Genomic DNA, 26,073 nt, shown 5'->3' on the forward strand with positions numbered 1-26,073 from the left:
GGGCGCTTCTCGGTAGCCTGCCAAACGTCAAATGGCTGCTCGGAGATCGCGGCTATGACGCCGACTGGTTCAGGGAAGCGTTGAAAGACAAAGGCATACGCGCCTGCATTCCCGGCCGGAAGCAACGCAAGACGCCGATCAAGTACGACAAGCGCCGCTACAAGCGGAGAAATCGTATCGAGATCATGTTCGGCAGGCTCAAGGATTGGCGGCGTGTGGCGACCCGCTATGACCGATGCCCCGAGGTGTTCCTATCGGCCATCGCCCTCGCCGCGACCGTCATCTATTGGTTATGAATCCTGACCCTAGCAGATGATCATACCATTCTCACTTAGTAGAATATGCAGGGTAACCACCAACTGGTGGAAAACGGGCATAGCGGACACAATCCTTCGGCCGGATGGCCTGCAAGCAAACAGATCGAGATTTAGCTACCTGGCAATTGGGCCTCGCCGATCTCGATGGCTTGACTTGGCCTGGTTGGGCTTTCTGTTTTTAAACCTGCGGCCAGAAGGGCGGCCATGCCGCCTTCAACATAAGCAACGTCGGTGAAGCCCATCTTCATCAGCAGATTTGCGGCCTTGGCGCCGCGATAGCAGGGCGACATTCCGCATGTCGTCAGGATGCGGCGGCCGCGATCCTGTAGCTCGGGCGTCCGATAATCGTTGTCGGTGTCGGTGTCAGCCAGCCAGGCAATCGACCTGCCCGGTGCGTTGAACGCCTTTGTTCCAAGGCCGGTGACTGCGACCTCGGACTCGTCACGCACATCCACTAACAACGCGTTGGGGTTGGCCTCCAGTTCAGCAATTGCTTTTTCGGCGCTGATGGATTGTGCCTGCGCCATTGCCTCCTTGGCCATTTGTAAAAAGGTCTGAGCCATGGGTCTTCCTTTCGTTTGATAGTCGTCCATATGTCGGCGGCGTGAATTATGGACCGGATCACAACGAGCCGTCTTCGTCATGCACCTCAGTGCCGGTCAGGGCCGGGAAAAAGGTGCAGACGACGCGCGTGCGTTCTGTGATCCGGATGCGATGGCGGTCGTGGTTGTTCATGGCGTAAAGCGTTCCAGGCCGGATTTGGTGCACTTTGCCGCTGTTCAGTTCCTCCACCGTGCCGCTGCCTTCGAGGCAATAGCAGGCCTCAAGATGGTTCTTTTGCCAAAGGATCATTTCGAACCCGGCTTCCAAGATGCTGTCGGTCACGGTGACGCCCATGCCATCTTCCGCATGCAAAAGGCGCATGGAATGCCTTTTGGCGCCGTGTGTCTCTCCCTTGGTGCCAAGCACATCCTCAAGAGTCTTGACGATCATCGCCCCGGCTCACACGTCGACTTCGCGGATTAGCGTATCGAGGTAGTCGCGGGTCTCCTGATCCCAGTCGACAGGGTTTTCGCCATGGGCGATCCGGGCGTGGTGTCCCATCAATTGCCAGACTTCATCTTTGGTCTCGGCGGTGACACTGGCGGGGCAGGCTTCCATGCCTTCGCAGTCCCCGCACGCGTATGAATAGGCTTTTGTCATTGTCTGTCTTCCTTGGAGTTAGTCGGGAAAACCGTCGTAGTTGCGCATGTCCTCGTTGAATCTCACCCAGTGAAGCCGCTCTTTCAGGTATACGTTCGACTCGGGCGTGATCGAGTTTGGGTCATCCAGCGATGCGATGGTTATCGCCACATCGTTCCAGCCTTCGCCGCGGAATGTGAGGGGAGAACCGCAGGTCCCGCAGAACCCCCGCCAGATGCCGGGGGAAGATTCATACTCGCTGATCGTTCCCTCGGTTACCGAGAAGTTTTTCGGATCGGAACCGAACCAGGGAACATAGGCGCCGCCGGTCGCGCGGCGACAGTCGTCGCAGTGACATATCCCGGAATATGTGTGGTGCCCTACCATCCTGTAGCGGACCGAACCGCATCGGCATCCGCCTTCGTGAACTGGTGCAGTTACAGCCATTCCGTATCACTCCTCTGAGTTTTTCTTGCATACCGACCGCGGCTGCAATCAAGTTTACCCTTGTGATATTGACGCAAATAACCAGAAATGCGACTTAGAAATTCATCCAAAACGTTAGGTGGGTCAACAGTGGATTGGCGATCAATGCCCTCTCTCAACGCACTCAGGGCGTTTTCGGCGTTGTCCGAAACCGGCTCTTACACCAAGGCCGGCGAGATGCTGAATGTCACCCATGCCGCCGTCATGCAGCAGATCAAGGCGCTCGAAGCCTTCTTTGATGTGCAACTGGCCGCACGATCGGGGCGCGGTATCGCGCTTACGGACGAAGGCCGGATGCTGGCGCGTGATCTGGAGGCCGGCTTTCGCCAGATTGGCCACGGGGTGGAGGCGCTGACCAATCTTCAAGATGCACGCCCCTTGCACGTCACGATGTCCCCGGTCTTTGCGGTCAAGTGGCTGATGCCTCGGCTGAACGATTTCCAAGCCCATCACCCCGAGGTGACATTGCTGCTCAATCCCAATGGAAAGATTGTTGATCTGGACAAGGACGGAATGGATGTGGCTATCCGCTATAGCCGGCTTGAGACACTGCCGAAGGACGCCAACATTCTTTTGGTTCTCGACCTGGTGGTCGTCGGGACACCCGAGCTGGTCAGCGGCGTGAATGCAACCAGCCCCGCCGACCTTGTGCATCAGCCCTGGCTTATGGAACTTGGCACGCGCGAGGTTCCAGACTGGTTCGACCGGTACGGTGTCAAACTGGACCGTCCCCTGATGATTTCACAGATGCCGGGCAATCTGATTATGGATGCAGTCAAGAGAAGTGACGGCATCACCTATACGGCCCGGCAGTGGGTTCATGAGGAAATCCGGTCAGGCGAACTTGTGGAGTTGTTTCCCGAAGAAAAGGCCGGGGTTTTCTTTATCCATACGCGACCCGGCGACAAGCGGCCCCCGGTTCGGAAGTTTGTAAACTGGCTGCGAAGCCAATCAAATCAATCCTGATACGCGGCCCCTCAGCCAATCCCCGAACGCGGTCAGACGCGGGTCGCGAAACGGGCCTTCGGGCACGGCCAGATGAATGCCGCGATCCAGGGTGATCTGTGTCTCGGACAGGCAAACGAGCGAGCCATTGGCAAGCTCGTTGCGGATTAGCGGCAAATCGGCAAGCGCAACCGCGTTTCCGGCAAGGGCGAAATCCAGCGCCAGGGCGCGCTGGTCGTGCCGGGACATGCTGCAATCGTCGGGCAGGGCCTGTCCCGCGGCCTTGAACCACTGGCTCCAATAACGTTCCTGCCCGGCCACCGCGGCCAGCGGCAGGCGGGCGATCTGCGCCGGCGTCATCGGCAAATCAAGATCGCGCACCATTGCCGGTGAAGCCACCGGCGCTACCCGGTCCAGGTGCAGCAGTTGCATATGCGCGCCGGGGCGGTCGCCCAGCCCATAGCGCAGCGCACCATCCAGATCGCGCGCGGCGAAATCCGCGATGTCATAGCTCAGGTCCAGTTCCACGTTTAGGCCGGGACAAGCAGCATAAAACTCGTCCACATAGGGCAGTATCATCCGGTTCGCATAGAATGGCGTTACCGATATCCGAATGGTTCCGGTCATCACCTGCGCCCTGAAACGCGCTGAGGCCGCCGCCACCTGATCAAGCGCTTGTCCCAGCGATGCCGCCAAAACAGCTGCCTCGTCGGTCAGCGCGACTTGCCGATTCATCCGGTGAAACAAACGGGCACCAAAATGCTCTTCCAGAGCTTTGATCTGATGGCTAATCGCGGCTTGCGTGACCGACAATTCATCAGCAGCCCGTTTGAAGCTCAGATGACGCGATGCTGCCTCAAAGGCGCGCAGATGTTTTAGATTTGGCAAGCGTCTGGTCATGGCATCGCTTTAGAAAAACTTATCGATACTATGAATTCTTGTCGTTTGTCGTCAATCCAAGCCGCATGCCAACGTCGGTCAGAAAACATGTGATCTGGATGCGAGGACCGAACATGAAAAGCTTCTACCTTGAAAACCACAATGCCTTCATGCGCTATCTGGAAACACCCCAGGAAGGGCCGGTGATCGTCTACCTGCCGGCGATCAGCTTTTCGGCGGTGGCCTCGTTTTTCGAGGTGGTGACACATCCAGACATGCCCCGGCACCGGGCGCTGCTTGTCGACTACCTCGGCTCGGGCGCTAGCGATCACCCCAACGGGTTCGACTATTCGCTTGAAGGTCACGCGGCTTGCATCGCCGCGCTGCTGGATGGCGCCGCGTGCCGAGGGGCCACCGTTATGGGCCATTCCATGGGCGGATCGGTTGCCATTCACCTTGCCACCACCCGTCCGGATCTGGTTGGCAACCTGATCGTCGGCGAAGGCAACGTGACCGCAGGTGGTGGAGGACTGGTCCGCCAGATCGTCGCGCATGACGAGGCGGCGTTCGTCGAGAAGGCTTTCCCGAAGATGCAGGCCGAGATTTTCGCCAGAGCCCGCGACGGAGATGTCATCGGCATCCGCCGCAACAATGTCTGGAAGCATATCAGCGCAATGGGGCTCTATCGCAATGCCCAGGCCTTGAACAATGTTCCCGACAGCATGCTGGATCATCTCATGGCCCTGCCCATGAAACGAACCTTTGTCTACGGTGAAAAGACCCTGCCTGCCGCATCAGATGCCGTCGGCCCGGACACGCCATTACCGGAGCTTTTGCGTGCGAACGGCGTCAATGTTGAAGTCGTTCCCGGTGCCGGGCACGGCCAGATGTTCGACAACCTTGACGGCTTCGTCGACATGTTGGCCAAAGTCGCTTTCTGAGCTCATTGGCAGTTTGACCTGGAGCCACGGGACTGCAAAAGGTACACCCGAGACGGTTTTTGTTAACCCAATTTGCGGACAGCAACCCTTCGCCCGTTTTCCACGATTTACTGTTCCGTCCGCAGACCTCCGGTTCGCAAAGTGCCCGATTTCGCGCTTGCAGCGAACGACAGGTTCAACGGGCCGCGCCGCAACATCGAGACAACATAGCGGAGGTCGTCTGTGGGCTGTCCTCGAAGACGGCCCATGTCTTTAGATTTCAACGGCCTCTGAGATCGCCAACGCATCTTCGAGTTCGACGCCAAGGTATCGAACGGTGCTATCCTTCTTCGTATGGCCAAGTAAAAGTTGCACCGCACGCAGGTTGCCCGTCTTGCGATAAATGTGTGCAACCTTGGTTCGTCTTATAGAATGGGTTCCGAACGATGTGGGATCGAGCCCAATAGATTTAACCCGTTCACGGACAAGCCGTGCATATTGCCGGGTCGAAATATGCAGTCGCTCGTGAAACCGACCGGGCCAAAGGTGCTCCGAACCAATCATCAGCGGTTCCTCCATCCATCGCAGAATTGATTTGTGCGTGCCCTCGGTAATCTCAAACCGCACGGGTCGCTGGGTCTTGTTTTGGATGATCGAAGCCCGTTCCTTGACCTGACCCGAGGCGTAGAGGTCCGCGACGTTCAGTTTCACCAGAACGCAACCGCGAAGCTTGCTGTCGATGGCAAGATTGAACAAAGCCAAATCGCGATGGTTCTCTGCGATTTCCAGACGCACGCGGATGGCCCGAACATGCTTTGGCATCAAAGGACGTTTCTGTCCGACGACGCGCCCTTTGTTCCAGGCAGGTCGACAAGCGCGAATGGCCGGAAAGTTTGTAATGGTCATGGTGGTTCCTCCTGTCCGCCACGATCCATCGCAGCGCCAACCAGACATCGGCGGAGGTAGGATATCATGCTCATATGCGTGTGCGGAGAAAGTCAGGAACGAGCCCAAACCGACCAAAATGTCTCGGGATAGCGGCTGTCTTGTGTGGGTGGTTCGTGAATCGCAAGGCTCTTCTGAGTTGAGTAGAACAACTGCCAGATGCGGGCGTGTATCCGGCCGGTTTGCACGGCGCGCGCGACCTCTGGCCCTAATGCCACGTCGCATTCGTCTCACCCGAGAAGGTTCCCGCCTCGCAATTCAGCACTGCGCAGCATCGGAGGTTGTCACGCAGTCGCCTGCTATATCCGACACCTTGGTCACGCCACACAGGGCCATCGCACTCTTGAATTCATTGCGATAGGCATTGAGCAGGCCGGCCACGCCGGCCTCGCCCCGTGCGGCCATCGCGAAGGCCCATGACCTGCCGATCAGAACACCATTCGCTCCAAGCGCCCGGGCGCGGAAAACATCCAGCCCGCTGCGCACGCCGCTATCCATCAGAACCTCGGTCTTGTCGCCGACGCTCTCGACGACCTGTGGAAGCACCGAAATGCTGGAGGCCACCCCGTCGAGCTGCCGTCCGCCATGGTTCGACACGATCACCGCATCCGCTCCGGCAGTCACGGCCGCGGTGGCATCCTCGACCGAGAGGACGCCCTTGATGATCAGTTTGCCCTTCCAGACACCGCGTAGCCATTCGATGTCCTTCCACGTCACCGAGGCGTCAAACTGGCTGCCGACCCATTCGCGATACTGGGTTGGGTCCGTGGCGGCGGGAACATAAGAGGCGAGATTGCCGAAGGTGTGCGGCTTGCCCTTCAGTCCGACATCCACAACCCAGCCCGGATGCGACAGATAGGAAAGCGGTCCGGCGCGAAATTTTCCCCAGGCGCTTGCACCGCCCGCGATCCCGTTGCGCACGTCGCGGTAGCGTTCGCCAACCACGGCCAGATCGACGGTAAAGACAAGCGTACGCACACCGACGCCCCAGGCGCGGTCGAGGATTTCCGTCACGATGCCGCGGTCGCGCAGCATGTACAGCTGGAACCAGAACGGTTTGTCCGAAACCGCGGCGATCTCCTCGAGCGAGCAGATCGACACCGTCGAGAGCGTAAAGGGCACCCCGGCTGCATCCGCCGCGCGCTTGGCCTGCACCTCGGCCCGGCGGGCCAGCATGCCCCCCATCCCGACAGGGGCCAGGGCGACAGGCATCGCGCTCTGCTGGCCTGCCAGCGTGGTGGCGGTCTCAACCTCCGAGACATCCCGCATCACGCGTTGCTTGGGCACGATTTTCGAGAAGTCAGCGGTGTTTTTCGCCAGCGTGGTTTCACCAAAAGCGCCGCCATCAACATAGTCGAACAGGAAGCGCGGCAGCTTGCGCTCGGCGATGCGCCGATAGTCGTCGGTCGAGACGGGAACAAGGTTCATTGTGGGCATGGGGGCTCCTTCAGAATTCTTGCCGACGGGTCAGCCGGTTTTTACCGGTGTGAGGACGCTACCACTTTCCAGAAACGAAACGACATTCCCGAGCACACATTGCGCCATATCCATCCGACAGGCTGCCGTTGCGCTGCCGATATGGGGCGTCAACAGCACGTCTTGCCGCTCCATGAGGGCGGGAAGCACCTGTGGCTCGCCGGCAAAAACATCGAGCCCCGCAGCCCCGAGATGGCCGGCCTCCAGCGCGTCGCAGAGGGCCTCTTCATCCACGATGCCACCGCGCGCGGTGTTGACCAGTACGGCGCCCTTGCGCATCTGCCGGATCCGCTCGGCATTGATCAGATTGCGCGTAGCCGGGACGAGCGCGGTATGCACCGAGACAAAATCGCTTTGGCCCAGCAGCGCCGCGAGGTCGGGCACGAAAGTTGCACCAAGAGCTGTTTCCGCGTCCTCGCGGCGGGTGCGGTTCCAGTAGAGCACCTCCATCCCGAAGCCCTTGGCCCTCCGCCCGACGGCCTGCGCGATGGGGCCGAAGCCCACCAGCCCGAGGGCCTGGCCATGCACGCGGATGCCAAGCGCGGGCGGGGCCTCTCCGGCTGACCATTTCCCAGCCCGCAGATAGCGTTCATTCTCCCCCACGCGCCGCGCCGCGCCAAGGATCAGCGCAAAGGCAAGATCGGCGGTATCTTCGGCCACTACCGGGGTATTCGAAACCACAATCCCGCGGGCCGCCGCTGCGGCCAGGTCGATATTGTCGACACCCACGCCGAAATTCGCGATCAGGCGCTGGCCTTCCGGCATTCCGGCGATGAACGCGCCATCGACTGGATCAATCGCGGTCGAGATATGCGCGAGCGCCTCGGCCGGGATGTCGGCGGCGGAGGACACAGGAACAAATTCCACAGCCTCGCCGCCCGCCTCTATTTGAGGCAGGGGCAAGGGGCGGGACAGGGTGACAATCTTGGTCATGGTGTTTTACCCTTCAGCCGAGAGCCGTTCGAGCCGCGCCAGGCGCTCGGTATCGCGCGCACCGCCCTTGTCGGCCGATCCGGCCATCAGCCCGAAGACCCGCAGCGCGGTCGAGACCTGCCGTTGACGGGTGGTCGGTTTCCAGGCCTTGTCACCGCGCGCGTTCATCTCGTCGCGGCGGCGGGCAAGCTCGTCATCGGGCACGTCGAGATGCACGCGGCGGTTGGGGATGTCAAACTCGATCACATCGCCATCCTGAACCAGTGCGATCACGCCGCCCGAGGCCGCCTCGGGCGAGACGTGCCCGACCGACAGGCCCGACGTGGCACCGGAAAACCGCCCATCGGTGATCAGACCGGCCTTGTCGCCCAGACCCATCGCCTTCATCACGCCGGTGGGCGTGAGCATCTCGCGCATGCCCGGTCCGCCGCGCGGGCCTTCATAGCGGATCACCACGACATTCCCGGCCTGCACGGTGCCATTCTGGATTTTCTCCAGCGCCTCTTCCATGCTTTCGGAAACGATGGCCGTGCCGCGGAATTGCCAGAGGTTGTCGGGCACCCCGGCCGATTTCACCACGCAGCTGTCAGGTGCAAGATTGCCGCGCAGAACGGCGAGGCCGCCATCGGCGGTAAAGGCGTGCTTGGCGCTGCGGATCACGCCGTTTTCGCGGTCGGTATCCAGCTCCTTGAACCGGCTCGATTGCGAAAACGCACGGATCGACCGGATGCCGCCCGGACCGGCAGAGAACAGTTTGCGCGCGTCTTCGTTGTCCGGATTGGTGATATCCCAATCGGCGCAATACTCGGTCACGGGTTGGCCCAGAACGGTCGGCACATTGCCGTTATATTTGCCCGCCTTCAGCAATTCGTGCGCCACCGACATCACGCCGCCCGCGCGGTGCATGTCTTCGATGAAAACCTCGTGCGCCGAGGGCGAGACCTTGCACAGGCAGGGGGTGTCACGGCTGATCCGGTCGAAATCGTCGATGCTGAAATCCGCCCCGGCCTCGCGGGCGACGGCGAGCAGGTGCAGGATCGTGTTGGTCGAGCCACCGATTGCCATGGTCATGCGGACGGCGTTCTCCAGCCCCTCGCGCGAACAGATCGAGCGCGGCAGCAGGCTTTCGTCGCCGTCGCGGTAATAGGCCCTGGCCATCTCGACGATCCGGTGCGCCGCCTTCTTGAACAGGTCCTCGCGGTCGGTATGAGTGGCGACGATGGTGCCGTTGCCCGGCAAGGCCATTCCCAGTGCCTCGGTCAGGCAGTTCATCGAGTTGGCCGTTCCCATCAGGGCGCAGGACCCGCAGGTCGGGCAGGCGGCCTCTTCCACGGCGTCCATCTCGGCCTGGGTCGCATCCGGCGCGCTGGAGACATAGATCGTGTCGATGGCGTCGATCCGTCGGGTCTGGCCGCGATAGTCGAACTTGCCCGATTCCATCGGCCCGCCCGAGACAAAGATCGTCGGGATGTTCAGCCGGTTCGCGGCCATCAGCATGGCCGGGGTGATCTTGTCACAATTCGAAAGGCAGATCATCGCGTCGATGGCATGGGCGTTGGCCATGTATTCGCAGGCATCCGCGATCAGATCGCGCGAGGGCAGCGAATACATCATGCCTTCGTGGCTCATCGCGATACCATCATCCACCGCGATGGTGTTGAACTCTTTCGGGACGCCCCCGGCAGCGCGGATTTCCTTGGCCACCAAGCGCCCGAGCGCTTGCAGGTGAACGTGGCCCGGCACCATTTCGGTGAACGAATTGGCAATGCCGATGATCGGGCGGCCAAACTCTTCAGGTTGCGTGCCCGTGGCCCGCCACAGAGCACGAACACCCGTGTTCAACGCACCCTTGGTGACACGGTCAGATCTGAGTTTCATGGTCGTAACTCCTTATTCGAATTGGCCGATGAGGTCTTGCGCGAGCGCATGCGCTGCGGCCTCGGTTGTGATGTTTTGGCGTTTGGCGCTGTCAAAGATCGTGGCCAGCGTTGCGCCGATGCCGTCGATCTTTGCGGCGCTTTCCTGGGCGGTGATCAGGCCGGCATCCTTGCTGCCGTCGATGGCGCCACCCGCGCTGACCACGTAATCGGGCGCCCAAAGGATGCCCTGATCCACCAGGGCTTGCGCACAGTCCGGCGTCGCCAATTGATTGTTGGCGCAGCCGCAAATCGCCCTGGCCTTGATCGTGGAAATGCTGGTCTTGGACAGCACCGCGCCCATCGCGTTTGGCGATAACAGATCGACATCCGCGGCAAGGATTTTGTCGGGCGAAACAACCTTGGCCCCCAGAGCAGCAGCCGCATCAAGCGCCGCTTGATCAATATCGGCCACCACCAGATCGGCCCCTGCATCGGCGAGCATCTGCACGAGAACGCCGCCGACGCCGCCGACGCCCTGAATGGCGATGCGCAGGCCCGTGAAATCGTCCCGGCCAAACGCGGCCCTGATCGTGGCCTTCAGCGCCGAAAAGCAGCCCTGTGCCGTGGGGATCGCGGTGGTGCCCGACAAATCGGACCGGCCCGCGACAAAGCGGGTGGTCCTGGCCAACTCGGTCATGTCATCAGCGTTGGTGCCGATGTCCGGCCCGGCGATATAAAGGCCGCCAAGGCTTTCGACATAACGGGCATAGGCCGTCAGAAGCTCGGGCGTCTTCAACTTGGCCGGATCGCCGATGATCACCGTTTTGGCGCCCCCGGCGGGCAGGCCCGCCAGCGCGAACTTGTAACTCATCGCCTTGGACAGGCGCAGTACATCAGTGAGCGCCTCGTCGTCGCTGGCATAGGGGCGAAACCGGATCCCGCCGCCGGTGCGCCCGTCAACCGGGCGATGAATGGCGTGGATCGCCCGCAGGCCGCTGTCCGGGTCCGCCACGAAACTGACGCGCAGGTGGTTGTCGTATTCGCTATGGGAAAACGGGCTCATGCGGCCTTCTCCTGTGGGTTCTGGATCGCGTTGCGCAGTTCCGCACGGCGTTTCCCGGCGGCCTCGGCATGGCGCACCCGCACATGGCCATAGCCGCGGATATGCTCGGGCAGGTCGAGCAGTTCGGCAATCTCCGCCGCCCGGCCCGAGGATGCATTGGCCATCGCGAAATCGAGATCGGCCTCGTAGTCCGCCAGCAGTTTCCGCGCCAGCCTGGCCTCGTCATTGTTGCGGAACGGGTCGAGCAGGCTGCCGCGCAGGAAGCGCATCCGGTTCATCAGGCCGAAGAAGCGCATCGCGGTCTTCCCCTTTACCGCGCCCTTCACCGGCTTGCCGGTTTTCGGATCCTTGCCGCCATAGGGCCATGCGCCGAAATAGAAGGTCAGCTCCATGTCCCCCTCGAAGGCCTCGTACAGCTCCTTCATGAAGCCGGGTTTGGCATAGAGTCGCGCCACCTCCCACTCGTCCTTCACTGCCATCAGCTTGTAATAGCCGCGCGCCGCTGCCTTCAGCGCCGCATCGTCCAGCCCGGCCTTGCCGAGTTTGTCGATCATGTCGGTGTAACGCTTGGCAAAGCCGGCATCGCGGTAAGCGGTCAGTTCACCCGCGCGCCGGTCGACGATTTCCTTGAGTGTCGGCTCGCGATGATGGTCGAGCGAAACCGGCTCGGTTTCGCCGCTCAGCTTGCGGGTGGCATCCGGATCGGCAATGGCGAGCCGACCCAGATCGAAGGCGCGCTTGTTTTGCTCCACGGCCACGCCATTGAGTTCGATCGCGCGATGGATGGCTTCCAGCGAAAGCGGAATGCCGCCCTGCTGCCAGGCCGCGCCGGTCAGCAGCATGTTGGCGAACAGACGGTCGCCCATCACCCGCTCGGCCAGCTTCTGCGCTTCGATGCCGCGGGCCTCTTCGCCCAGTACGCGCTTGATCCGCTCAAACTGCTCGTCGCCGTTCAGTTGCCACTCCGGGTTCTTCGAGAACTCGGCGGTCGGCACCACGGTCATGTCGGTCACACCAACTGTATAGCCTGCGGTCAGCTTGGAAAGTGTCTCGTCGCCCGCCGCGACCACCAGGTCGCAGCCGATCAGCGCGTCGGCCTCGCCCTTCGCGATCCGCGTGGCGCGCATCTGCTCGGGGCTCATCGCCAGCTTGATATGCGATTGCACCGCGCCGTATTTCTGCGCCAGCCCGGTGATATCGAGGTTGGAACTGAAATAGCCGTCGGCATGGGCGGCCACGGCCAGCGTCTGGCCCACGGTCACCACGCCCGCGCCGCCGATCCCCGACACGAGGATCGACCACGAGCCGTCGATCTCGCGCTTGGGTGGCAGCGGCAGGTGGCTCACGTCGATCGTCGCATCCGCCACGCGCGCCTTGCGCGGTGTCGCGCCGCTCACAGTCACGAACGAGGGGCAGAAACCTTCGACGCAGGAGAAATCCTTGTTGCAGGCGCTCTGGTTGATCACCCGCTTGCGGCCCAGATCGGTTTCCAGCGGCTCGATCGCCATGCAGCCGGAAACGGTCGAGCAATCGCCGCAGCCCTCGCAGACCTCCGGGTTGATGAAGACGCGCTTGTCCGGGTCCACCCATTTGCCGCGCTTGCGCAGGCGGCGCCGCTCGGTGGCGCAGGGCTGGTCGTAGATGATGACGGTAACGCCCTTGCGCCCCCGCATCTCCTGCTGCGCCAGTTCCATCTCGGTGCGCGGATGCACGGTAACGCCCGTGCCGAAATCGCGGCCATCGTATTTCTCCGGCTCGTCCGTCACCAGTGCGATGCGCTCCACGCCCTCGGCCTTCAACTGTTCGACCATCATCGGAGGGGAGATTTCGCCGTCATGCGGCTGCCCCCCCGTCATCGAGACGAAGCCATTGTGGAGAAGCTTGTAGGTGATCGTCGCCTTCGCGGCGATAGCGGCCCGAATGGCCAACAGCCCGGAATGGAAATAGGTGCCGTCGCCCATGTTGGCGAAAACATGTGCCTCGTCGGTGAAGGGGAACTGGCCCAGCCAGCCCACACCCTCGCCGCCCATATGGCTCATCGAGTTGGTTTTCATCGGATCGTTCAGCATCGCCATGGCATGACACCCGATCCCGGCCAGCGCGCGGCTCCCCGAAATCACCTTGGTCGAGCGGCCATGCGGACACCCGGCACAGAACGAAGGCGGCCGGATCGCGCCCCCGCCCAGCGCCGGCGGCAACCCGCCCTCGTTGGGCAGCGCGATGCCGCAATTCGGGTCAGTCTCGTTGACCACCCGCGCGATCACCTTGGTGATCAGCCCCGGGTCAATCTCGCCCACCGCCGGAATGGCGCATTCCGCCGCCTCACTGCCATAGCCGTGGCCCTGAAAGCTTTTGCCGACGATGCGCGGCGCATGATCGGTGCCGTAAAGCACGCTGCGGATCTGGTCTTCCAGCAGCGCGCGCTTCTCCTCGATCACCAGAACGACGTCGAGCCCTCCGGCAAACTCGCGCACGATGTCGGCGTCGAGCGGCCAGACCATGCCCACCTTGAGGAAGCGCACGTCCATGTTGCCGATCTTGCCGTCGCGATAGCCCATGCCGGCCAGCGACTGTTGCAGATCCTGCCAGGCCTTGCCCGAGGACACGATGCCGATGCGGGCCTTCTTGCTCCCCGAAATGCTGTTCAGCCCGTTGGCGCGGGCGTAGTCGAGCGCGAGGCCCAGCTTCACGTCCCACAGCAGGCGCTCCTGCTCCATCATTGGCCGGAAATGCGTGATGCCAGGATGCGGCACCTTCTTCTCCGGCAGGGTGATCTTCGGGCTGTCGGGCGAGACATAGACAGAGCCGCCGCCTTCCACCACATCGGTCACCAGTTTCAGCCCGACAAGTGTGCTGGAATAGCGGCTGAGCGCGATGCCGTGCAGGCCAAGGTCCAGCACCTCCTGCGCGTTGGCCGGCGCCAGCAGCGGCATCCCGGCCGAGACGAAATTGCCGTCCGAATAGCACGCCAGCGTCGAGGATTTGGCGCCATGATCGTCGCCCACCAGCAAGAGCGAGCCGCCCTTTTCATTGGTGCCGGCAAGGTTGGCGTGGCGAAGCGGGTCCATCGAGCGGTCCATCCCCGGCGCCTTGCCGTACCAGATCGAGAACACCCCATCGACCTTCGCGCCGGGGAAAAGGCCCACCTGCTGCGAGCCCCAGACGGCGGTGGCCGCCATGTCCTCGTTGATCCCCGGCTGGAACACGATGTTGTTCGCCTTGAGCTGCTTTTCCGCCTGCCAGAGGTTCATGTCATACGTGCCGAGCGGCGAGCCGCGATAGCCCGAGATATAGCCGCCGGTGTTCATCCCCGCCGCCGCATCGCGCTGGCGCTGTTGCAGCGGCAGCCGCACCAGTGCTTGCATCCCCGTCATGTAGACCCAGCCTTCCTCCTGGTTCAGGCGGTCTTCGAGCGTCATTTCAAGGCGTTTCGTTGGCATGTGCTGGGTCATTGGAAAACTCCGTCTCAAAGGGTCAGGCAAGCAGGTCCGAGGTTGCAATTGGGCGCAGATAACGGGTCATCTGCATGTTCGGCGTGGTGGAAAAATACGCGATCACGAGATCGCGGCCAGGCGAGACGTAGAGGCCCTGATCCATGAACCCGCCCTTGTAGAAGTCGCCATCGGGCCAGATGCAATCCCACTGCCGGGCATTGCCAAGCATGCTGTCGTCTCCGAAACGATCGGTGAAAACAGGGCCGTCATAGCCTTTCAGGAAAAAAGCCTTGTCGCGGGTTCCGCACTGGATGCGGGCCAGCGTGGCCGCGCTGACCACCTGTTTCGAAGAGATCATGCGCCAGCTCGGGGTGAACAGCATCCCGAACCGGGCCATATCGCGCAGCCGCGATGACACTAGCCCATGCGCCAGCGCCACCCCGTCGGGCGACTGGTGCACCTGAAGTGGCCCTTCGGCTGCGACATGGGTCCAGACAGTCTGCCGGAAGAGCTCGGCCCAGGGCAGCCCCGAGACGGCTTCGGCCAGGTAGACGAGCACCTGCGTGCAGGGCGAGCCATATTCGAATTTCTCGCCCGCAGTGCTCACGCGCTTGCTGGATTGAAGCACCTCGAGCAGCGTTTCTACTTTGCCGTTATGCGGCACACCGAACTCGGCCAGAAAGGCACGGATGGCGTTTGACGACGGATCGGCACGCGTCTGATCGTTCTCCTCGCAGTCCATGCCTGGCGTCATGTCCATGACGTCGCGCACGGTGACATCGCTCCAATCGGTATCGCGCAGGGCCGGGATGTAGGTGCCGATGCCTTTGGTCTCGTCGATCTGGCCGGCCTCGATCAGGTGCTCGATCAGCAGCCCGGCCATGGGTTTGGCGCAGGAGGCCCAGAGATGGGATTGCTCGGGACGCAGGTCAGGATAGGTTTCGGCGACGATCTGGCCGTTCTTGACCACGACAATCGCGCGCGCCCCACCCTGCGGGTGGGTCAGGAAATCGCGCAGCGGCAGATTGCCGAATTCGGTTTCGGCGGTGATATCCATGATGCCTGCAATCGGCGCGGGTTCGAGCGTGGCAGCGGTTTGCGCACTGGACACAATCGCGGTCGGCATGGTTTCCGCGATATGGGTGCACCACCAATGCGAAACCTCGCCGCATTCCAGCAGCTTCGGCACGCTGACCTGGGATCGCAGGCGATAGGTGCTATCGGCAGAGATGGTACGCATGAGTATTTCCTTTCCAAGCAAGCCGGCCGGTCACAGCAATCCCAGCGAAAGCCAGGGGATGGCAGAGATGATGATCAGGCCCAGCACCAGGATCGCGATATAGGGCAGCACCGACGTCACCAGTTCGTTGAACTTCTGTTTGAACGTCACCAGCGCGACCATCAGGTTCATGCCGACGGGCGGTGTGAGATAGCCGATTTCGAGGTTGACGATCATGATGATCCCGAAGTGAACCGGGTGAAAGCCATAGGCCTGCGCCACGGGCATCAGGATCGGGCCGAGGATCAGGATCGCCTCGTTCGTTGTCATGAAAGCACCGACCACCAGAAGCAGCAGGTTGATCACCACGAGGAAGGCGATCGGGTTGTCGATCCACCCACTGACCAGGTCAACCATCTGGGCCGGAACGCGGTATTCCGTCAGCACGAGGTTGAGCGACAGGGCAACCGCGATCAGCGGGAATAGCGCGCCGCCGAGTTTCGCCGTTTCGGTGACCACGTTGAAATATTTCTTCAGTGTCATCTCACGGTGGACGAAGAATTCGATCACCAGCGCATAAACCAGCGCGACAGCCGCGCTTTCGGTGGGCGAATAGTAGCCGGAATAGATACCGCCCAGCAGGATCACCGGAAAGAGCGCGGCCCAGATCCCTTCGCGCAATGCGATGCGCAACTCGCCCCAATCCATTTTCTGCGCGGGTTGGTGGCGGTTCGCCCAGATCGCGTAGCCGGTCATCAACACGATCAGCACCATGCCCGGCATGATCCCGGCAAGGAACAGATCGACGATCGAGGTCTCGGTCACCAGGCCATAGAGGATCAGCGGGATCGAGGGCGGAATGATAATCCCGAGCGTGCCGCCAGATACCACCGTTCCAAGCGCAAATCGGTTCGTATACCCGGCTTCCTTCATGGCGGGATAAAGCACCGAGCCCACCGCGATCATCGTGACGATGGAGGAGCCGGAAATTGCCGCGAACACCGCGCAGCTGATGATCGCCGCTACCCCCAGCCCGCCACGTGTCGGCGCGGTCATCGCCCTGACGATCCGCACCAGCCGCCGCGCCGCGGTGCCCTCGGTCATGACCGCGCCGCACAGCAGGAAGAGCGGAACGGATAGGATCAGCTCCTTGTTGAGCGAGGTCCACATGTCCTCGACGATGTAATCGAGATAGCCATGCCCCCAGACCATGTGCACATAGGCAATCGCCGCAAGCAGGATAACGGTGAGGGGCTGGCGCAGGATCAGCAGGGCCAGGACCAGACCAAGAAGAAGTATCGCGCTCATTCCGGCAACTCCTCGCGCACAGGGGCGCTCTGCGGCCAGATCGCAAAGGCGAGATACCGCAGCCCGGCCGAGGCAAACCCGATGGGGATGGCGGTCTGGATGATCCAGACGGGCCATTCGAGGCCGGGCATCACCGTGCCGATGGACCGCGATGAAATCACGAAAAGCGCGCCGTAATAGGCGGTTGCAAAGAACACGGCGGCGCTGACGAGGTTGCCAAGACGGTCAACCGCAGGCCCCCAGCTGGCCGGAATCCATTTGAACGCGATGCGCGGCACGATCTGCGCGCCGGTTGCAACGCTCACCCCAAGCCCGGCAAAAGCGGCGATGACCAGCAGGAAAAGCGCCATTTTGCCCGCGCCGTAAACACCGGTGGCTCCCATGTCCATGCCAAGCGCCCGTCCAACCGGGCCGATAAACTCACGCCCAGCGACATCGGCGAAGATCAGGAAACCGATCAGGCTGAAGGCGACAACGGCAATCCAGCGCTCCAGCAGGTGCCAGACATGCAGGCAGCGTGTGATAAAAGCGGGTAAAGTGGTACCGGTCATGAGGGGACTCCCGTCAAAAAGCGCAAGGCCGGGCATCACATCGGAGGACCCGGCCCTTTGCGAGGAAGGTTATGGCGCGCAGTTGGCCTTGCCTTCTTCGATCAGCTTCATGATCTGTTCACCGTCGGCACCGTATTCGGCGGTCATTTCCGCCCAGAACGGGGGCAGCTTGTCGCGGAATCTCACGATTTCCTCGTCGGTGACTTCGACAACCTGGCCGCCGCCCTTGATGTGCATCTGGCGCAGCATGTCCTCGAAGGCGAACACTTCGTCCATGATCCCCTTGGATGTGAACCGCTCCAGCGCCCGTTTCATTGCGGCCTGATCCTCTTCGCTCATGCGATCCATGACGCGTTGGCTTACCGCCCACATGCCGGGGCCGTTGGAATAGTTATACTCGGTCACAATCGGCGCGACCTTGTTCAGGCCCGACGGGATGTAGAAGGTATAGACGGTCGGGTACATGTCGATCAGGCCAGTGGACAGGGCCGAGGCCGCTTCGCCGGGCGAGACCGGCACCGGGTTGGCGCCCATCGCGCGCCAATAGGCTGAGTTGATCTTGTTGACCGAAATGCCAACCTTGAGCCCTTTCAGCTCGTCCGCGCTGCGCACCGGGCGATCGGCCGTGAACCAACCATTGCCAACCTCGGCCCAGGAGCCAAAATACACACCTTTCGAGCCGAGGCGCTCGCGGATTTCGTCCGTCAGGTAGTTGTCCTGCACGCAGGCGCGCTGATCGTTGCTGTCATAGAGGCCGTAAAGCTGCATCAAGCCAATTTCTGGGGCTTGCTGCGCGCCGGCACTCACGGTGAAAAGACCCATCTCGATGCGACCGCGCGCCAGCTGCGCCAGAGTGTCGTTCTCGGTGCCAAGCTGCGAGTTGAAGTAGGGCTCGACCTTGAGGCGCCCTTCGCTTTCTTCGGCAACCGCCTCGGCCAGCCGGTTGATCTGTGCGCCCCACGGGGTTTTCTCTGGGGCCACCGTTGCTAGCTTGAGAACCGTTTCCGCCTGAGCGCCCGAGACGAACGTCATTGCCATCAGTCCATAGGCCGCAAGTGTTTTGTAGAGTGCCATGTTTCTCCTCCTGTCCACAGCAGACTGCAGTTGTGCCCAACATCAACAGACGCTTGCATTCAGTCCACTTTACTTTTTTAATGATAATATTCGCACTTCGAATGAAGTGGAATCCTAACGTGAAAACAGGCGCGTGAGTCCGCCTCACGAATTTGGCGACGTGCCGTCACAAAGACACGAAACGCCGGAACCGAGGTGAGAAATGCAAAATCTGACGCAGTTGCACTATTTCTGGCTCGTCGCACAGGAGGGAAGCTTTGCGCGGGCCGCAGAGCTGGCGCATATCACTCAACCCGCGCTCAGCAATGCCATCAAAAGCCTCGAGCAGCGCCTCGGCTTCCTGCTGTTCGAACGGTCCGAGCGCCCGATCCGGCTTACGTCAGAAGCACAAGCGATCCTGAGACAGGTCGAAGCGACGCTACGCGAAGCGCACAACCTGGATCAAACGCTCGAGAACCTGTCCACCGGCGATTATGGCCACATCCGCGCTGGAATGACCGCGGTCTTTTCTACCTCTCTCGGCGGCCCGATTCTCGCAGAGTGGCACAATGCACACCCTGACGTGACGCTCGAACTGATTATCGGGGAAACCACTGATCTCATCGGAGCGATGCGAGACAGTGATCTGGATCTTATCGTAGGGGACACGCGAGATCTCCGGTACGACGTCGATGATCTGGACATGACCGCGTTGCCCCCGATTCCCGGCGGCGCCTTTTGCCGCGTGGGCCACCCCATCCTGAATCTACGCCATCCGACTGCCGCTGACCTCGCCCGCTATCGCTTCGCGGGAACGCATTTCCCCGATGCCATCGTCAGAGCATTCGCGCGTTTCCTAGGCCGTAAAGACGGCGATCTCAGTCCGGTCATTTCGATCGACAGTCACAATATCGCGGCAGTACGAGATGCGGTTGCCGAAAGTGATCTGATCTTGCTGACGACATCCGGGACGGTCCGGAATGCCTTGGCGCTCGGCGTGTTGAAGCAGATCCCGATCGACTTGGGAATTGATGGCGAATGGGCCGTCGCCAAACGCCGCGGACGGGTCCTCCATTCGGCAACCGACACCTTGATCAACAAGATCGTCGAAATTGCGCGAAGGGAGCACGATCAGCGCCTTGCCCCGTATGTGCAAAAACTCGTTCCTTCCCGACACGAACGATAGCTGGTTCCGCCCCACGCACGGGCCGGATCGTCAGTAGCGTCCTTCGGTGGTCCGAAATTTTCTCTCGTCTTTGTGCGATGATAGGTTGGATGAACCAGAAATCCTCCGTTGCTTCCCCCTAAATATGTCCGGGTGGCCCCCACGCCAGAAAATGGCAGCAATGTCCGGATGCTGTTGAAAAAGTCGTTGTTTGACGGCGGCGGGAATGACGGCCAGGCGCTGCCTTTCCGGCTCTTCACGCCGGGGTTGCTGTGAGCTTTGCAAGTTTGCGGAGGTTCTGGACTGTTGCTGCGAGGTGGAACTCATCCTTTGCGCCGTTTGGTCCTCCAAGGCGGAGGCGGTCGAGGCCGATGATGCGTTTGAGGTGGGCGAAGAGCATCTCTACCTTCTTTCTGGCGTAGCTGGAGGCGACATAGGCATCGGTCTTCGCGATATCCCGTGCTTTTTGGCGGGCGCCCCTTTGAGATGTCCGCCAGTACGGCTTCAGTTCCTTTTCGCCGGGACATTTATATGCATCGGTGTCGGGATCGTAGGTGAAGCCAGTGGCAGGAAACGCGCCGTCCTTGCGCTCGGACTTGTCCGAAGACCGGGATGTGCGGCTCGGTATCTTGCTCTTCGACAAGCCAGCCGAGCATGTCGCGCACGGCACCCGCCTCCGCCTGCCGGATCGGCGCAGTCGCTTCGACATCGACGATGATCGCATGGTCCAGATCGACCAGGTAGTTGGTGCTGTAGGCAAAGAAGGCCCTGTCGCCATTGGCTCCGGTCAACCGCGTGGCCGGATCGGCGGGCGAGATCGCCTTTGGCTTTACCAGTGTCGCCGCGCCGAAGGCCGCATCATCGAGCGTGTCGAGGTATGCCTGTGTCGCCCGGTTTGCGGCATCTGCTGCAGACCATTCCGAGAAGTCCACCTTATTCTCGTCAACGCTCAGTCGACATTCGGCCAGGCCGTCCCCTGCGTGGGGCTTCTTTGCGTCTCACCGTGGGAAATTCACTGTGGCAGCATCAGAATGCTGATGGTGTCGTAGTTGTCCCGGTCTGCTCTCCTATGGATCAGCCAGATACAGTGAGCAATCTGAACAAGAAGATCTACGCCAAGATCGACGACTGGCGGCAGCGGCAGATCGAGGGGGAGGCCGGATATACCGTTCGTGCCGTAGATGTTTAGCGCGGCGACACTGTCGTGCTCGCCCGCCGGGACGGCCGGGCTGTCGCATTGGCCGGAAGCGTAGTCACCGAGCCGACACCTTCGCCGATGCCGGAAACGATGCCATCGGCTATCCTGATGGGATCGTGCCGAAAGCGCCCGATCACATCGCGGAACTGCTGCGCCTCCGCCGATATCACCTGAAAAAGACGGCGGACGAGGATTTCTCCTGCCCGCCGCATTTCATTTCGGTGCAACCTGTGCGTCTAGCCGACGGTGCTTCCGAGCCAAAGCGTGATCGCGGGAAAGGCAACCAGCACGGCAAGGCGAAGCACATCAACAGAGATAAAGGGTACGAGGCCTTTGAATATCCGAACCACCGGAACGTCGGGCAGGACGGCCTTGAGGACGAACACGTTCATTCCGACGGGTGGCGTGACCAGTGCGATCTCGGTCACGACGATCACGATGATCCCAAACCAGACCAGATCGAATCCTTGCGCGACGACGATGGGCGCAAAGAGCGGTACGAAGATCAGGATGATCGCCATCGAATCCATCACGCAGCCCAGCACGAGGAATACGAGCATGATCGCGAAGATCAGCGCATAGCCTTCGAGGCCCGTTGACTGGACAAGAGCGAGGACCCCCGCGGCCAGACCTGACAAGGTCAGGAGCTTGGACAGCATGAGCGCACCAAACAGAACCGTGTAGAGCGACACCGATGTATAGGCTGTGTCGATGATGACCCTGCGTAACACCGTCCAGGTTAGCCGACCGTGGAAGGTGGCAATCAGGATCGCGAGGCCCGCGCCCATGCCGGCCGCTTCGGTCGGGGTGAAAAGCTTGGCATATAGACCGCCGATGATAAGGCCGAACAGGAGGATGAACGGCCAGATGCCCGATAGAGCCTTAAGCTTTTCCGGCCAGGGTGTCTTTTCACCCTGGGGGGCGTGGTCGGGATTGCGGGCAGCGACAAATCGGATGGCAAGCATGTAGAGTGCGAGCCCGAGCAGACCGGGAACCACACCTGCAATGAACAGATCGCCAATATTGGTTTGGGTCAGGATGCCGTAAACCACCATGATGATCGACGGCGGGATAAGTATCCCGAGCGTACCGCCTGCGGCGATCGTGCCTGCGGCCAGTTCATCGGAATAATGGTACTTCTTCATGCTGGGGTAGGCGACTTTGGCCATGGTAGCCGCAGTGGCGTAACTCGACCCGCAGACAGCCGAGAACCCGGAACAGGCCACCATTGTCGACAGAGCGAGGCCGCCGCGTACGTGGCCGACAAAGGCGTAAGCCGCGCGGAAAAGGTCGTGGGCGATGCCGGTCTTGGAAATCACGTTGCCCATCAGGATGAACATAGGCACGACCGCGAGGTCATAGGACAAAACCGCATCGGAGATGGTTAATGGCAGCAACTGCAAGGCGATGTTCCAGTTGATGGCAAATCCGATCCCGGCAACAGAAACGGCCAACAACGAAAAGGCGAGGGGCACCCGCAGAAAGGCCAGCAGGATGGCCGCAAGCATGGAAATGGAGCCGACGATCATAGTGCTTCCTCCTCATGGGTGTCTTCGGGATCGACCATCGGGCCGGAAAAGGCGATGGCAAGTGCGGCAAGAGCGGACAACGCACAGCTCGCGGCCATGAAGAAATAGAGCGGCGCCCTTGGTACGCGGAGAGCCTGGCTGACCTCCGAGATGCGCGAGGCGTTCAGTCCGTGCTGGACGAAGAGCCAGGCGATAAGTGCCAGAACTGCGGTCACGAGGACGCTGATCAGAACGCGCCACCACGCCATCCAGGGCTTGTTCACGAGTTTGTCGGCCAAGTCGATCGTCAGATGCGCACCGGCGGTCGTCACCAGCGGAAGGCCGGCAAAAACAACCAACGCCATCAGATGCTCTGTGATGTCATTGGCCCCGTAGATTGGCTTGCCGACGATCCTGCGGCCTATGACGTCTGCGAAGGTCAGCGCGACCATTGCCAGGAGGAACAGTGCCATGACTGTTTCAACTCCCCGGCGGATATTCCATGCCATGGACAGCATGATCCTGTCTCCTCCCAAAGGCGGGAGCCGGAAAACCGGCCCCCGCTGTGCTGCTTACTGAGACACAGGCACGGCGGATTGCGGTGCGAGCGACTTGTAGGTGTCGTTGTAGAACCTCAGCATCGCCTGAGGGTCTGCGACGCCCGCGGCTTTGGCGGCATCCACCCAATCGGCAACCATGGTGTCGTAGATCGTATCCACTGCTGCGATCAGTTCCGGCGAAGCGTCCACGATCTCATGACCGGCCGCGCCCAGCTTTTCGATGGCGGCGGGGTTTTGAAGATCGAAGTTCTTGCCCCAGGCGGCCGAAAGCTCTTCGCCGATGATCCCTTCGATGGCAGCCTTGTCCTGGTCGGAAAGACCATCCCACTTGGCACCGTTCATGATGACGAAGAAGGTCGCGTCATAGAAGCCATTGGGGAAAATGGTGTGGTGTTCAAGGCTGTCTTCGAGGCGGAAGTTTACCACGGATTCCATGGTGTGAAGCGACCCGTCGATGACACCGCTTTCCAGCATCTCATATGCTTTCGTCGCAGGTGCGGCGACTGGAACAGCGCCCAGCGAGGACAACAGTTTTTCCTGGATCGGTCCGCCCATGCGGAATTTGACGTTGGCCAAATCCTCGGGTGCGGTCACTGTCTTGGACCCATGGTGCAGTTGGCCGCCACCGAACATGCCGACGGCAAGCATCTTCACACCTTCAAAGGCCGCGTTGCCGGCCAAATGCGCCTCATAGGTCCGCCACAGCGCCCGGCTTTGAGCTTCGGCATGGGTGCCGGCATTCGGGAACTCGGCGAACCACATCGACACGAAACGTTCGGGCTCATAAGTGAAGTTGCCCCAGGTGATGTCCGCGACACCGTTGCGGGCCAGTTCCCAGTGTTGCGGCGGGCTGGCCAGCGGCGCGGGCAGGATCGTAACCGTGACGCGACCTTCTGTGGCTTCTGCGACCTTCTCGGTGAAGGGGACAAGGAAATCGGTGTGCACGAAGTGCGTCGGCGGCACCCAGGACGACATGGTGAGCGTCTCGGCACTGGCCATCGTGCCGGCCATCATGGCCGATGCAGCAACGGCGCCCTTGAGCATGGATTTGGTGAAGGTGATCATCTGGATCCTCCCTTGGATGATATGGGTTTATGTCAGTTGGTGAGAGTTGAGCGTCGCGCTCGTTCGGAGCTTTGCCAGATCGGCAAAGATAGCGGCTCCGACCGGGATGATTTCCGGATCGAAGACGAATTCGGGGTGGTGCGGTGCGTAGCCGTCCTGACCAATAAAGAAGTAGGCGCCGGGCACTATGGCCGAGAGTTCCGAGAAATCCTCGGAGGCCATGAGGCTGCGAGCGTTCTCGGTCACCCGGTTTGGTCCAACGACCCGGGTTGCCGCAGCCACGGCCGCAGCGACGCAGGCAGAATCATTCAGCGTGACTGGCACCATGCGGACCACATCGATCTCGATGAGGACGCGAAAGAGCAGTTCGGTTGCGCGCACCGCGTCCTGCAGCAAATCGGCCAGCGTGTCGCGCACCTCGGGGGCCGTGGTGCGCATGGTCCCCTCGATCCGGACGGTGTCGGGCAGGATGTTCCGTGCCGTGCCGCCCTGCATCAAGCCAAAAGAGATGACACCGGTATGGCGCGCGTCAAAGCTGCGCGTGGCGGCCTGTTGGACAGATGAGATCAGGTGGGCGGCGGCCGCGATGGCGTCTTGCCCTGTATGCGGCATCGACCCATGTGCGCCCTGCGCTCTTATCGTGATGTCGATATTGTCGGCAGAGGACAGCGCTGCCGTCGCTGGTACGCCGATCTGACCGGCAGGCAGGTCCGGTGAGTTGTGCAGGGCGTAGATTTCATCGCAGGGAAACCGGTCGAAGAGACCATCTGCGATCATGGCACGTGCACCGGTCAGCAGTTCCTCGGCGGGCTGAAAGATGAAGCGAATCGTGCCGTCGAAATCCCGATGCGCCGCGAGATAGGCGGCGGCCGTGATCGCGGTGACCATGTGTCCGTCATGCCCGCAGCCGTGGAACCGAGCGGGAACTTCGGACGCGTAACTGACCGTGGATTTTTCCTGCATCGGCAGCGCATCAAGTTCTGCCCGGAAGGCGATACAGCGGCCGGGTGCCTCAAGTGACGCACCTGGACCATGCAAGGTCCCGACGACACCCGTGCCGCCAATGCCAGTCGCTACGGTATATCCGAGGTCGGTCAACCGTTCCGCGACAAAGGCCGCGGTTCGCACTTCTTCGAACCCGGTTTCGGGGTGGCGATGCAGGGTCTCCAGCCAGTCTTGCGACGTTTTGCGTTGCGTCTCGTACCAGGTGGTGAACATCTGCGTGGGCTCCAATTCATCGCAATGTGAGAATATTGCGCGGCGATACTTGTCCGGCAAGATAGTTTCTTGTTAAGACTATTTCGCGTGAAAATCAGGGTAAGACGTGATACCTTTTGGGTATCGAGGGCAGGAGCAGCAGATGGCGCAGAACGACAGGACATTCAAAAACGAACGCCTGACTTACAGGTTGAACATCGTTGCCCAAGAGGCGATCCAGGCCAATGACCAGATCTTCCTGAGTGAGACGGGATGCCGGATTCGCGATCTGCGTGTGTTGCGCCTGATTGACGATTGGCCGGGCACTACGTTTGCAGAAATCGCAAAAATAACGGGTTTTGATAGAAGTTTGACGTCCAGAATCATTCAGAACCTGATTGGCGCGGGTCTGATCGAGCGCGAAAACTCCAGTGAAGATGCGCGGGTATTCCTGCTTTCCACGACCCAAAAAGGTAAGGAGGTTCGACAAGTGGCGCGCCGTTTGTCGGATCGGCTGGAGGTGATCCTGACGGACCCGCTGTCTGCACAGGAGATGCGAGCCTTCAACGAAATCCTTGCCCGTCTTGGCGCTTGGGTGACCTCGGAAGAATATCGAGATGCGCTGACTCATGAGACGCAAAAAGACGCAAAATAAAATAGTCTTGACGTGAAACTAATCTCGCATTAAGCCTTTTGTAGCCTACCAAGCTATCACAGGAGAGGCCGATCATTCGGCGCCGAAGGAGCAACCCCCCGGAACCTCTCAGGCAAAAGGACTGTGACTGGCGCGGCGATCTGAAGCGCGCTGCG

Annotated in this window: 24 protein-coding genes, 1 pseudogene and 1 riboswitch; of the genes and pseudogenes, 5 read left to right on the top strand and 20 right to left on the bottom strand. The window is 60.9% G+C overall.

All coding sequences use genetic code 11. From position 1 onward, the window contains the following. On the top strand, positions 1–296 hold a 296-nt coding region (locus tag BLT75_RS14910; protein WP_143028568.1), incomplete at its 5' end, for a transposase. Between the two features lie 131 nt (positions 297–427). On the opposite strand, the gene BLT75_RS14915 is transcribed toward BLT75_RS14910, so the two are convergent. Genes BLT75_RS14915 through BLT75_RS14930 form a run of 4 tightly spaced genes read right to left on the bottom strand, consistent with a single transcriptional unit; the run spans position 428 to position 1,946 of the window. Further along, entirely contained in the window at positions 428–880 is a 453-nt protein-coding gene (locus BLT75_RS14915; protein WP_143028569.1) for a rhodanese-like domain-containing protein, read from the bottom strand. A 58-nt stretch (positions 881–938) separates the two neighbouring features. Continuing rightward, complete coding sequence (locus tag BLT75_RS14920; protein WP_093033328.1) at positions 939–1,310, bottom strand: ectoine synthase; 372 nt, start codon at positions 1,308–1,310, stop codon at positions 939–941. A 9-nt stretch (positions 1,311–1,319) separates the two neighbouring features. Continuing rightward, positions 1,320–1,520 carry a DUF1059 domain-containing protein gene (locus tag BLT75_RS14925; protein WP_093033331.1) on the bottom strand — a complete coding sequence of 67 codons (201 nt, stop codon included), beginning with the start codon at positions 1,518–1,520 and terminating at the stop codon, positions 1,320–1,322. Between the two features lie 18 nt (positions 1,521–1,538). Continuing rightward, positions 1,539–1,946: a GFA family protein gene (locus BLT75_RS14930; RefSeq protein ID WP_093033334.1), complete on the bottom strand. Its 408-nt coding sequence runs from the start codon at positions 1,944–1,946 to the stop codon at positions 1,539–1,541. A gap of 144 nt (positions 1,947–2,090) precedes the next feature. Between BLT75_RS14930 and BLT75_RS14935 the strand changes: the two genes are divergently transcribed. After that, positions 2,091–2,951, top strand: a complete 861-nt coding sequence (locus BLT75_RS14935) for a LysR family transcriptional regulator (protein WP_245706558.1) — start codon at positions 2,091–2,093, stop codon at positions 2,949–2,951. Here BLT75_RS14935 and BLT75_RS14940 read toward each other — a convergent pair. Next, positions 2,937–3,830 (bottom strand): LysR substrate-binding domain-containing protein, encoded by an 894-nt coding sequence (locus BLT75_RS14940; RefSeq protein ID WP_093033340.1) that lies wholly within the window; start codon positions 3,828–3,830, stop codon positions 2,937–2,939. The two genes, BLT75_RS14935 and BLT75_RS14940, sit on opposite strands and share 15 nt — an antisense overlap. A 113-nt stretch (positions 3,831–3,943) precedes the next feature. On the opposite strand from BLT75_RS14940, the gene BLT75_RS14945 reads away from it, so the two are divergent. Then, on the top strand, positions 3,944–4,750 hold the full coding sequence (locus tag BLT75_RS14945) for an alpha/beta fold hydrolase (protein ID WP_176828041.1): 807 nt from the start codon (positions 3,944–3,946) through the stop codon (positions 4,748–4,750). A 252-nt stretch (positions 4,751–5,002) separates the two neighbouring features. Here the strand turns inward: BLT75_RS14945 and BLT75_RS14950 are convergent, their stop codons facing one another. From BLT75_RS14950 to BLT75_RS14995, 10 genes are all read right to left on the bottom strand, one after another. Beyond that, complete coding sequence (locus BLT75_RS14950; RefSeq protein ID WP_093033343.1) at positions 5,003–5,635, bottom strand: tyrosine-type recombinase/integrase; 633 nt, start codon at positions 5,633–5,635, stop codon at positions 5,003–5,005. 297 nt (positions 5,636–5,932) lie between these two features. Further along, a complete protein-coding gene (locus BLT75_RS14955) occupies positions 5,933–7,111 on the bottom strand; it encodes an L-lactate dehydrogenase (RefSeq protein WP_218128928.1) in 1,179 nt (392 codons plus the stop codon). A 30-nt stretch (positions 7,112–7,141) separates the two neighbouring features. After that, the gene (locus BLT75_RS14960) at positions 7,142–8,083 is read right to left on the bottom strand and encodes a 2-hydroxyacid dehydrogenase (protein ID WP_093033349.1); all 942 of its coding nucleotides are present in this window, start codon (positions 8,081–8,083) and stop codon (positions 7,142–7,144) included. Between the two features lie 6 nt (positions 8,084–8,089). Then, entirely contained in the window at positions 8,090–9,961 is a 1,872-nt protein-coding gene (gene ilvD / locus BLT75_RS14965; RefSeq protein ID WP_093033351.1) for a dihydroxy-acid dehydratase, read from the bottom strand. A 12-nt stretch (positions 9,962–9,973) separates the two neighbouring features. Then, a complete protein-coding gene (locus BLT75_RS14970; protein ID WP_093033354.1) occupies positions 9,974–11,005 on the bottom strand; it encodes a Glu/Leu/Phe/Val dehydrogenase dimerization domain-containing protein in 1,032 nt (343 codons plus the stop codon). After that, positions 11,002–14,457 (bottom strand): indolepyruvate ferredoxin oxidoreductase family protein, encoded by a 3,456-nt coding sequence (locus BLT75_RS14975; protein WP_218128930.1) that lies wholly within the window; start codon positions 14,455–14,457, stop codon positions 11,002–11,004. Before BLT75_RS14975 ends, BLT75_RS14970 begins: the two co-directional genes overlap by 4 nt. 22 nt (positions 14,458–14,479) lie before the next feature. Further along, entirely contained in the window at positions 14,480–15,679 is a 1,200-nt protein-coding gene (locus BLT75_RS14980; RefSeq protein ID WP_093033357.1) for a serine hydrolase domain-containing protein, read from the bottom strand. A 30-nt stretch (positions 15,680–15,709) separates the two neighbouring features. Beyond that, entirely contained in the window at positions 15,710–16,966 is a 1,257-nt protein-coding gene (locus BLT75_RS14985) for a TRAP transporter large permease (RefSeq protein ID WP_093033359.1), read from the bottom strand. Beyond that, on the bottom strand, positions 16,963–17,517 hold the full coding sequence (locus BLT75_RS14990) for a TRAP transporter small permease (protein WP_176828043.1): 555 nt from the start codon (positions 17,515–17,517) through the stop codon (positions 16,963–16,965). Before BLT75_RS14990 ends, BLT75_RS14985 begins: the two co-directional genes overlap by 4 nt. A 69-nt stretch (positions 17,518–17,586) precedes the next feature. After that, positions 17,587–18,591: a TRAP transporter substrate-binding protein gene (locus tag BLT75_RS14995; protein ID WP_093033364.1), complete on the bottom strand. Its 1,005-nt coding sequence runs from the start codon at positions 18,589–18,591 to the stop codon at positions 17,587–17,589. 202 nt (positions 18,592–18,793) lie between these two features. Here BLT75_RS14995 and BLT75_RS15000 point away from each other — a divergent pair, with 202 nt between their 5' ends. Then, complete coding sequence (locus tag BLT75_RS15000; protein ID WP_093033367.1) at positions 18,794–19,756, top strand: LysR family transcriptional regulator; 963 nt, start codon at positions 18,794–18,796, stop codon at positions 19,754–19,756. Positions 19,757–19,991: 235 nt separating this feature from the next. Here the strand turns inward: BLT75_RS15000 and BLT75_RS24865 are convergent. The 5 genes and pseudogenes from BLT75_RS24865 to BLT75_RS15030 all read right to left on the bottom strand — a co-directional run. After that, a pseudogene (locus BLT75_RS24865) lies at positions 19,992–20,634 on the bottom strand (transposase); the annotation flags it as partial. 535 nt (positions 20,635–21,169) lie between these two features. Further along, entirely contained in the window at positions 21,170–22,462 is a 1,293-nt protein-coding gene (locus BLT75_RS15015; RefSeq protein WP_093033373.1) for a TRAP transporter large permease, read from the bottom strand. Then, a complete protein-coding gene (locus BLT75_RS15020) occupies positions 22,459–22,914 on the bottom strand; it encodes a TRAP transporter small permease (RefSeq protein ID WP_245706543.1) in 456 nt (151 codons plus the stop codon). The genes BLT75_RS15015 and BLT75_RS15020 overlap by 4 nt, the downstream gene beginning before the upstream one ends. Positions 22,915–23,013: 99 nt before the next feature. Continuing rightward, positions 23,014–24,066, bottom strand: coding sequence for a TRAP transporter substrate-binding protein (locus BLT75_RS15025; RefSeq protein ID WP_093033379.1), 1,053 nt, complete (start codon positions 24,064–24,066; stop codon positions 23,014–23,016). 27 nt (positions 24,067–24,093) lie between these two features. Next, positions 24,094–25,284: a M20 metallopeptidase family protein gene (locus BLT75_RS15030; RefSeq protein WP_093033382.1), complete on the bottom strand. Its 1,191-nt coding sequence runs from the start codon at positions 25,282–25,284 to the stop codon at positions 24,094–24,096. A 142-nt stretch (positions 25,285–25,426) separates the two neighbouring features. Here BLT75_RS15030 and BLT75_RS15035 point away from each other — a divergent pair, with 142 nt between their 5' ends. Continuing rightward, on the top strand, positions 25,427–25,918 hold the full coding sequence (locus tag BLT75_RS15035; protein ID WP_093033385.1) for a MarR family winged helix-turn-helix transcriptional regulator: 492 nt from the start codon (positions 25,427–25,429) through the stop codon (positions 25,916–25,918). Positions 25,919–25,967: 49 nt separating this feature from the next. Beyond that, a riboswitch (glycine riboswitch) is annotated at positions 25,968–26,052 on the top strand. The last annotated feature ends 21 nt before the right edge of the window (positions 26,053–26,073 follow it).

Source organism: Ruegeria marina, from assembly GCF_900101475.1.
Taxonomy (GTDB): Bacteria; Pseudomonadota; Alphaproteobacteria; order Rhodobacterales; family Rhodobacteraceae; genus Ruegeria_B; species Ruegeria_B marina.

What these genes read in the sequence shown, in the direction of transcription:
- BLT75_RS14960 (WP_093033349.1), bottom strand. Translation starts at nt 8,083, where the DNA reads ATGACCAAGATTGTCACCCTGTCCCGCCCCTTGCCCCTGCCTCAAATA.
- BLT75_RS14975 (WP_218128930.1), bottom strand. Translation starts at nt 14,457, where the DNA reads ATGACCCAGCACATGCCAACGAAACGCCTTGAAATGACGCTCGAAGAC.
- BLT75_RS14995 (WP_093033364.1), bottom strand. Translation starts at nt 18,591, where the DNA reads ATGGCACTCTACAAAACACTTGCGGCCTATGGACTGATGGCAATGACG.
- BLT75_RS15015 (WP_093033373.1), bottom strand. Translation starts at nt 22,462, where the DNA reads ATGATCGTCGGCTCCATTTCCATGCTTGCGGCCATCCTGCTGGCCTTT.
- BLT75_RS14950 (WP_093033343.1), bottom strand. Translation starts at nt 5,635, where the DNA reads ATGACCATTACAAACTTTCCGGCCATTCGCGCTTGTCGACCTGCCTGG.
- BLT75_RS15030 (WP_093033382.1), bottom strand. Translation starts at nt 25,284, where the DNA reads ATGTTCACCACCTGGTACGAGACGCAACGCAAAACGTCGCAAGACTGG.
- BLT75_RS15000 (WP_093033367.1), top strand. Translation starts at nt 18,794, where the DNA reads ATGCAAAATCTGACGCAGTTGCACTATTTCTGGCTCGTCGCACAGGAG.
- BLT75_RS14945 (WP_176828041.1), top strand. Translation starts at nt 3,944, where the DNA reads ATGAAAAGCTTCTACCTTGAAAACCACAATGCCTTCATGCGCTATCTG.
- BLT75_RS14935 (WP_245706558.1), top strand. Translation starts at nt 2,091, where the DNA reads ATGCCCTCTCTCAACGCACTCAGGGCGTTTTCGGCGTTGTCCGAAACC.
- ilvD (WP_093033351.1), bottom strand. Translation starts at nt 9,961, where the DNA reads ATGAAACTCAGATCTGACCGTGTCACCAAGGGTGCGTTGAACACGGGT.
- BLT75_RS14955 (WP_218128928.1), bottom strand. Translation starts at nt 7,111, where the DNA reads ATGCCCACAATGAACCTTGTTCCCGTCTCGACCGACGACTATCGGCGC.
- BLT75_RS14920 (WP_093033328.1), bottom strand. Translation starts at nt 1,310, where the DNA reads ATGATCGTCAAGACTCTTGAGGATGTGCTTGGCACCAAGGGAGAGACA.
- BLT75_RS15035 (WP_093033385.1), top strand. Translation starts at nt 25,427, where the DNA reads ATGGCGCAGAACGACAGGACATTCAAAAACGAACGCCTGACTTACAGG.
- BLT75_RS14980 (WP_093033357.1), bottom strand. Translation starts at nt 15,679, where the DNA reads ATGCGTACCATCTCTGCCGATAGCACCTATCGCCTGCGATCCCAGGTC.
- BLT75_RS14990 (WP_176828043.1), bottom strand. Translation starts at nt 17,517, where the DNA reads ATGACCGGTACCACTTTACCCGCTTTTATCACACGCTGCCTGCATGTC.
- BLT75_RS14985 (WP_093033359.1), bottom strand. Translation starts at nt 16,966, where the DNA reads ATGAGCGCGATACTTCTTCTTGGTCTGGTCCTGGCCCTGCTGATCCTG.
- BLT75_RS15020 (WP_245706543.1), bottom strand. Translation starts at nt 22,914, where the DNA reads ATGGCACTGTTCCTCCTGGCAATGGTCGCGCTGACCTTCGCAGACGTC.
- BLT75_RS15025 (WP_093033379.1), bottom strand. Translation starts at nt 24,066, where the DNA reads ATGATCACCTTCACCAAATCCATGCTCAAGGGCGCCGTTGCTGCATCG.
- BLT75_RS14915 (WP_143028569.1), bottom strand. Translation starts at nt 880, where the DNA reads ATGGCTCAGACCTTTTTACAAATGGCCAAGGAGGCAATGGCGCAGGCA.
- BLT75_RS14925 (WP_093033331.1), bottom strand. Translation starts at nt 1,520, where the DNA reads ATGACAAAAGCCTATTCATACGCGTGCGGGGACTGCGAAGGCATGGAA.
- BLT75_RS14970 (WP_093033354.1), bottom strand. Translation starts at nt 11,005, where the DNA reads ATGAGCCCGTTTTCCCATAGCGAATACGACAACCACCTGCGCGTCAGT.
- BLT75_RS14940 (WP_093033340.1), bottom strand. Translation starts at nt 3,830, where the DNA reads ATGACCAGACGCTTGCCAAATCTAAAACATCTGCGCGCCTTTGAGGCA.
- BLT75_RS14930 (WP_093033334.1), bottom strand. Translation starts at nt 1,946, where the DNA reads ATGGCTGTAACTGCACCAGTTCACGAAGGCGGATGCCGATGCGGTTCG.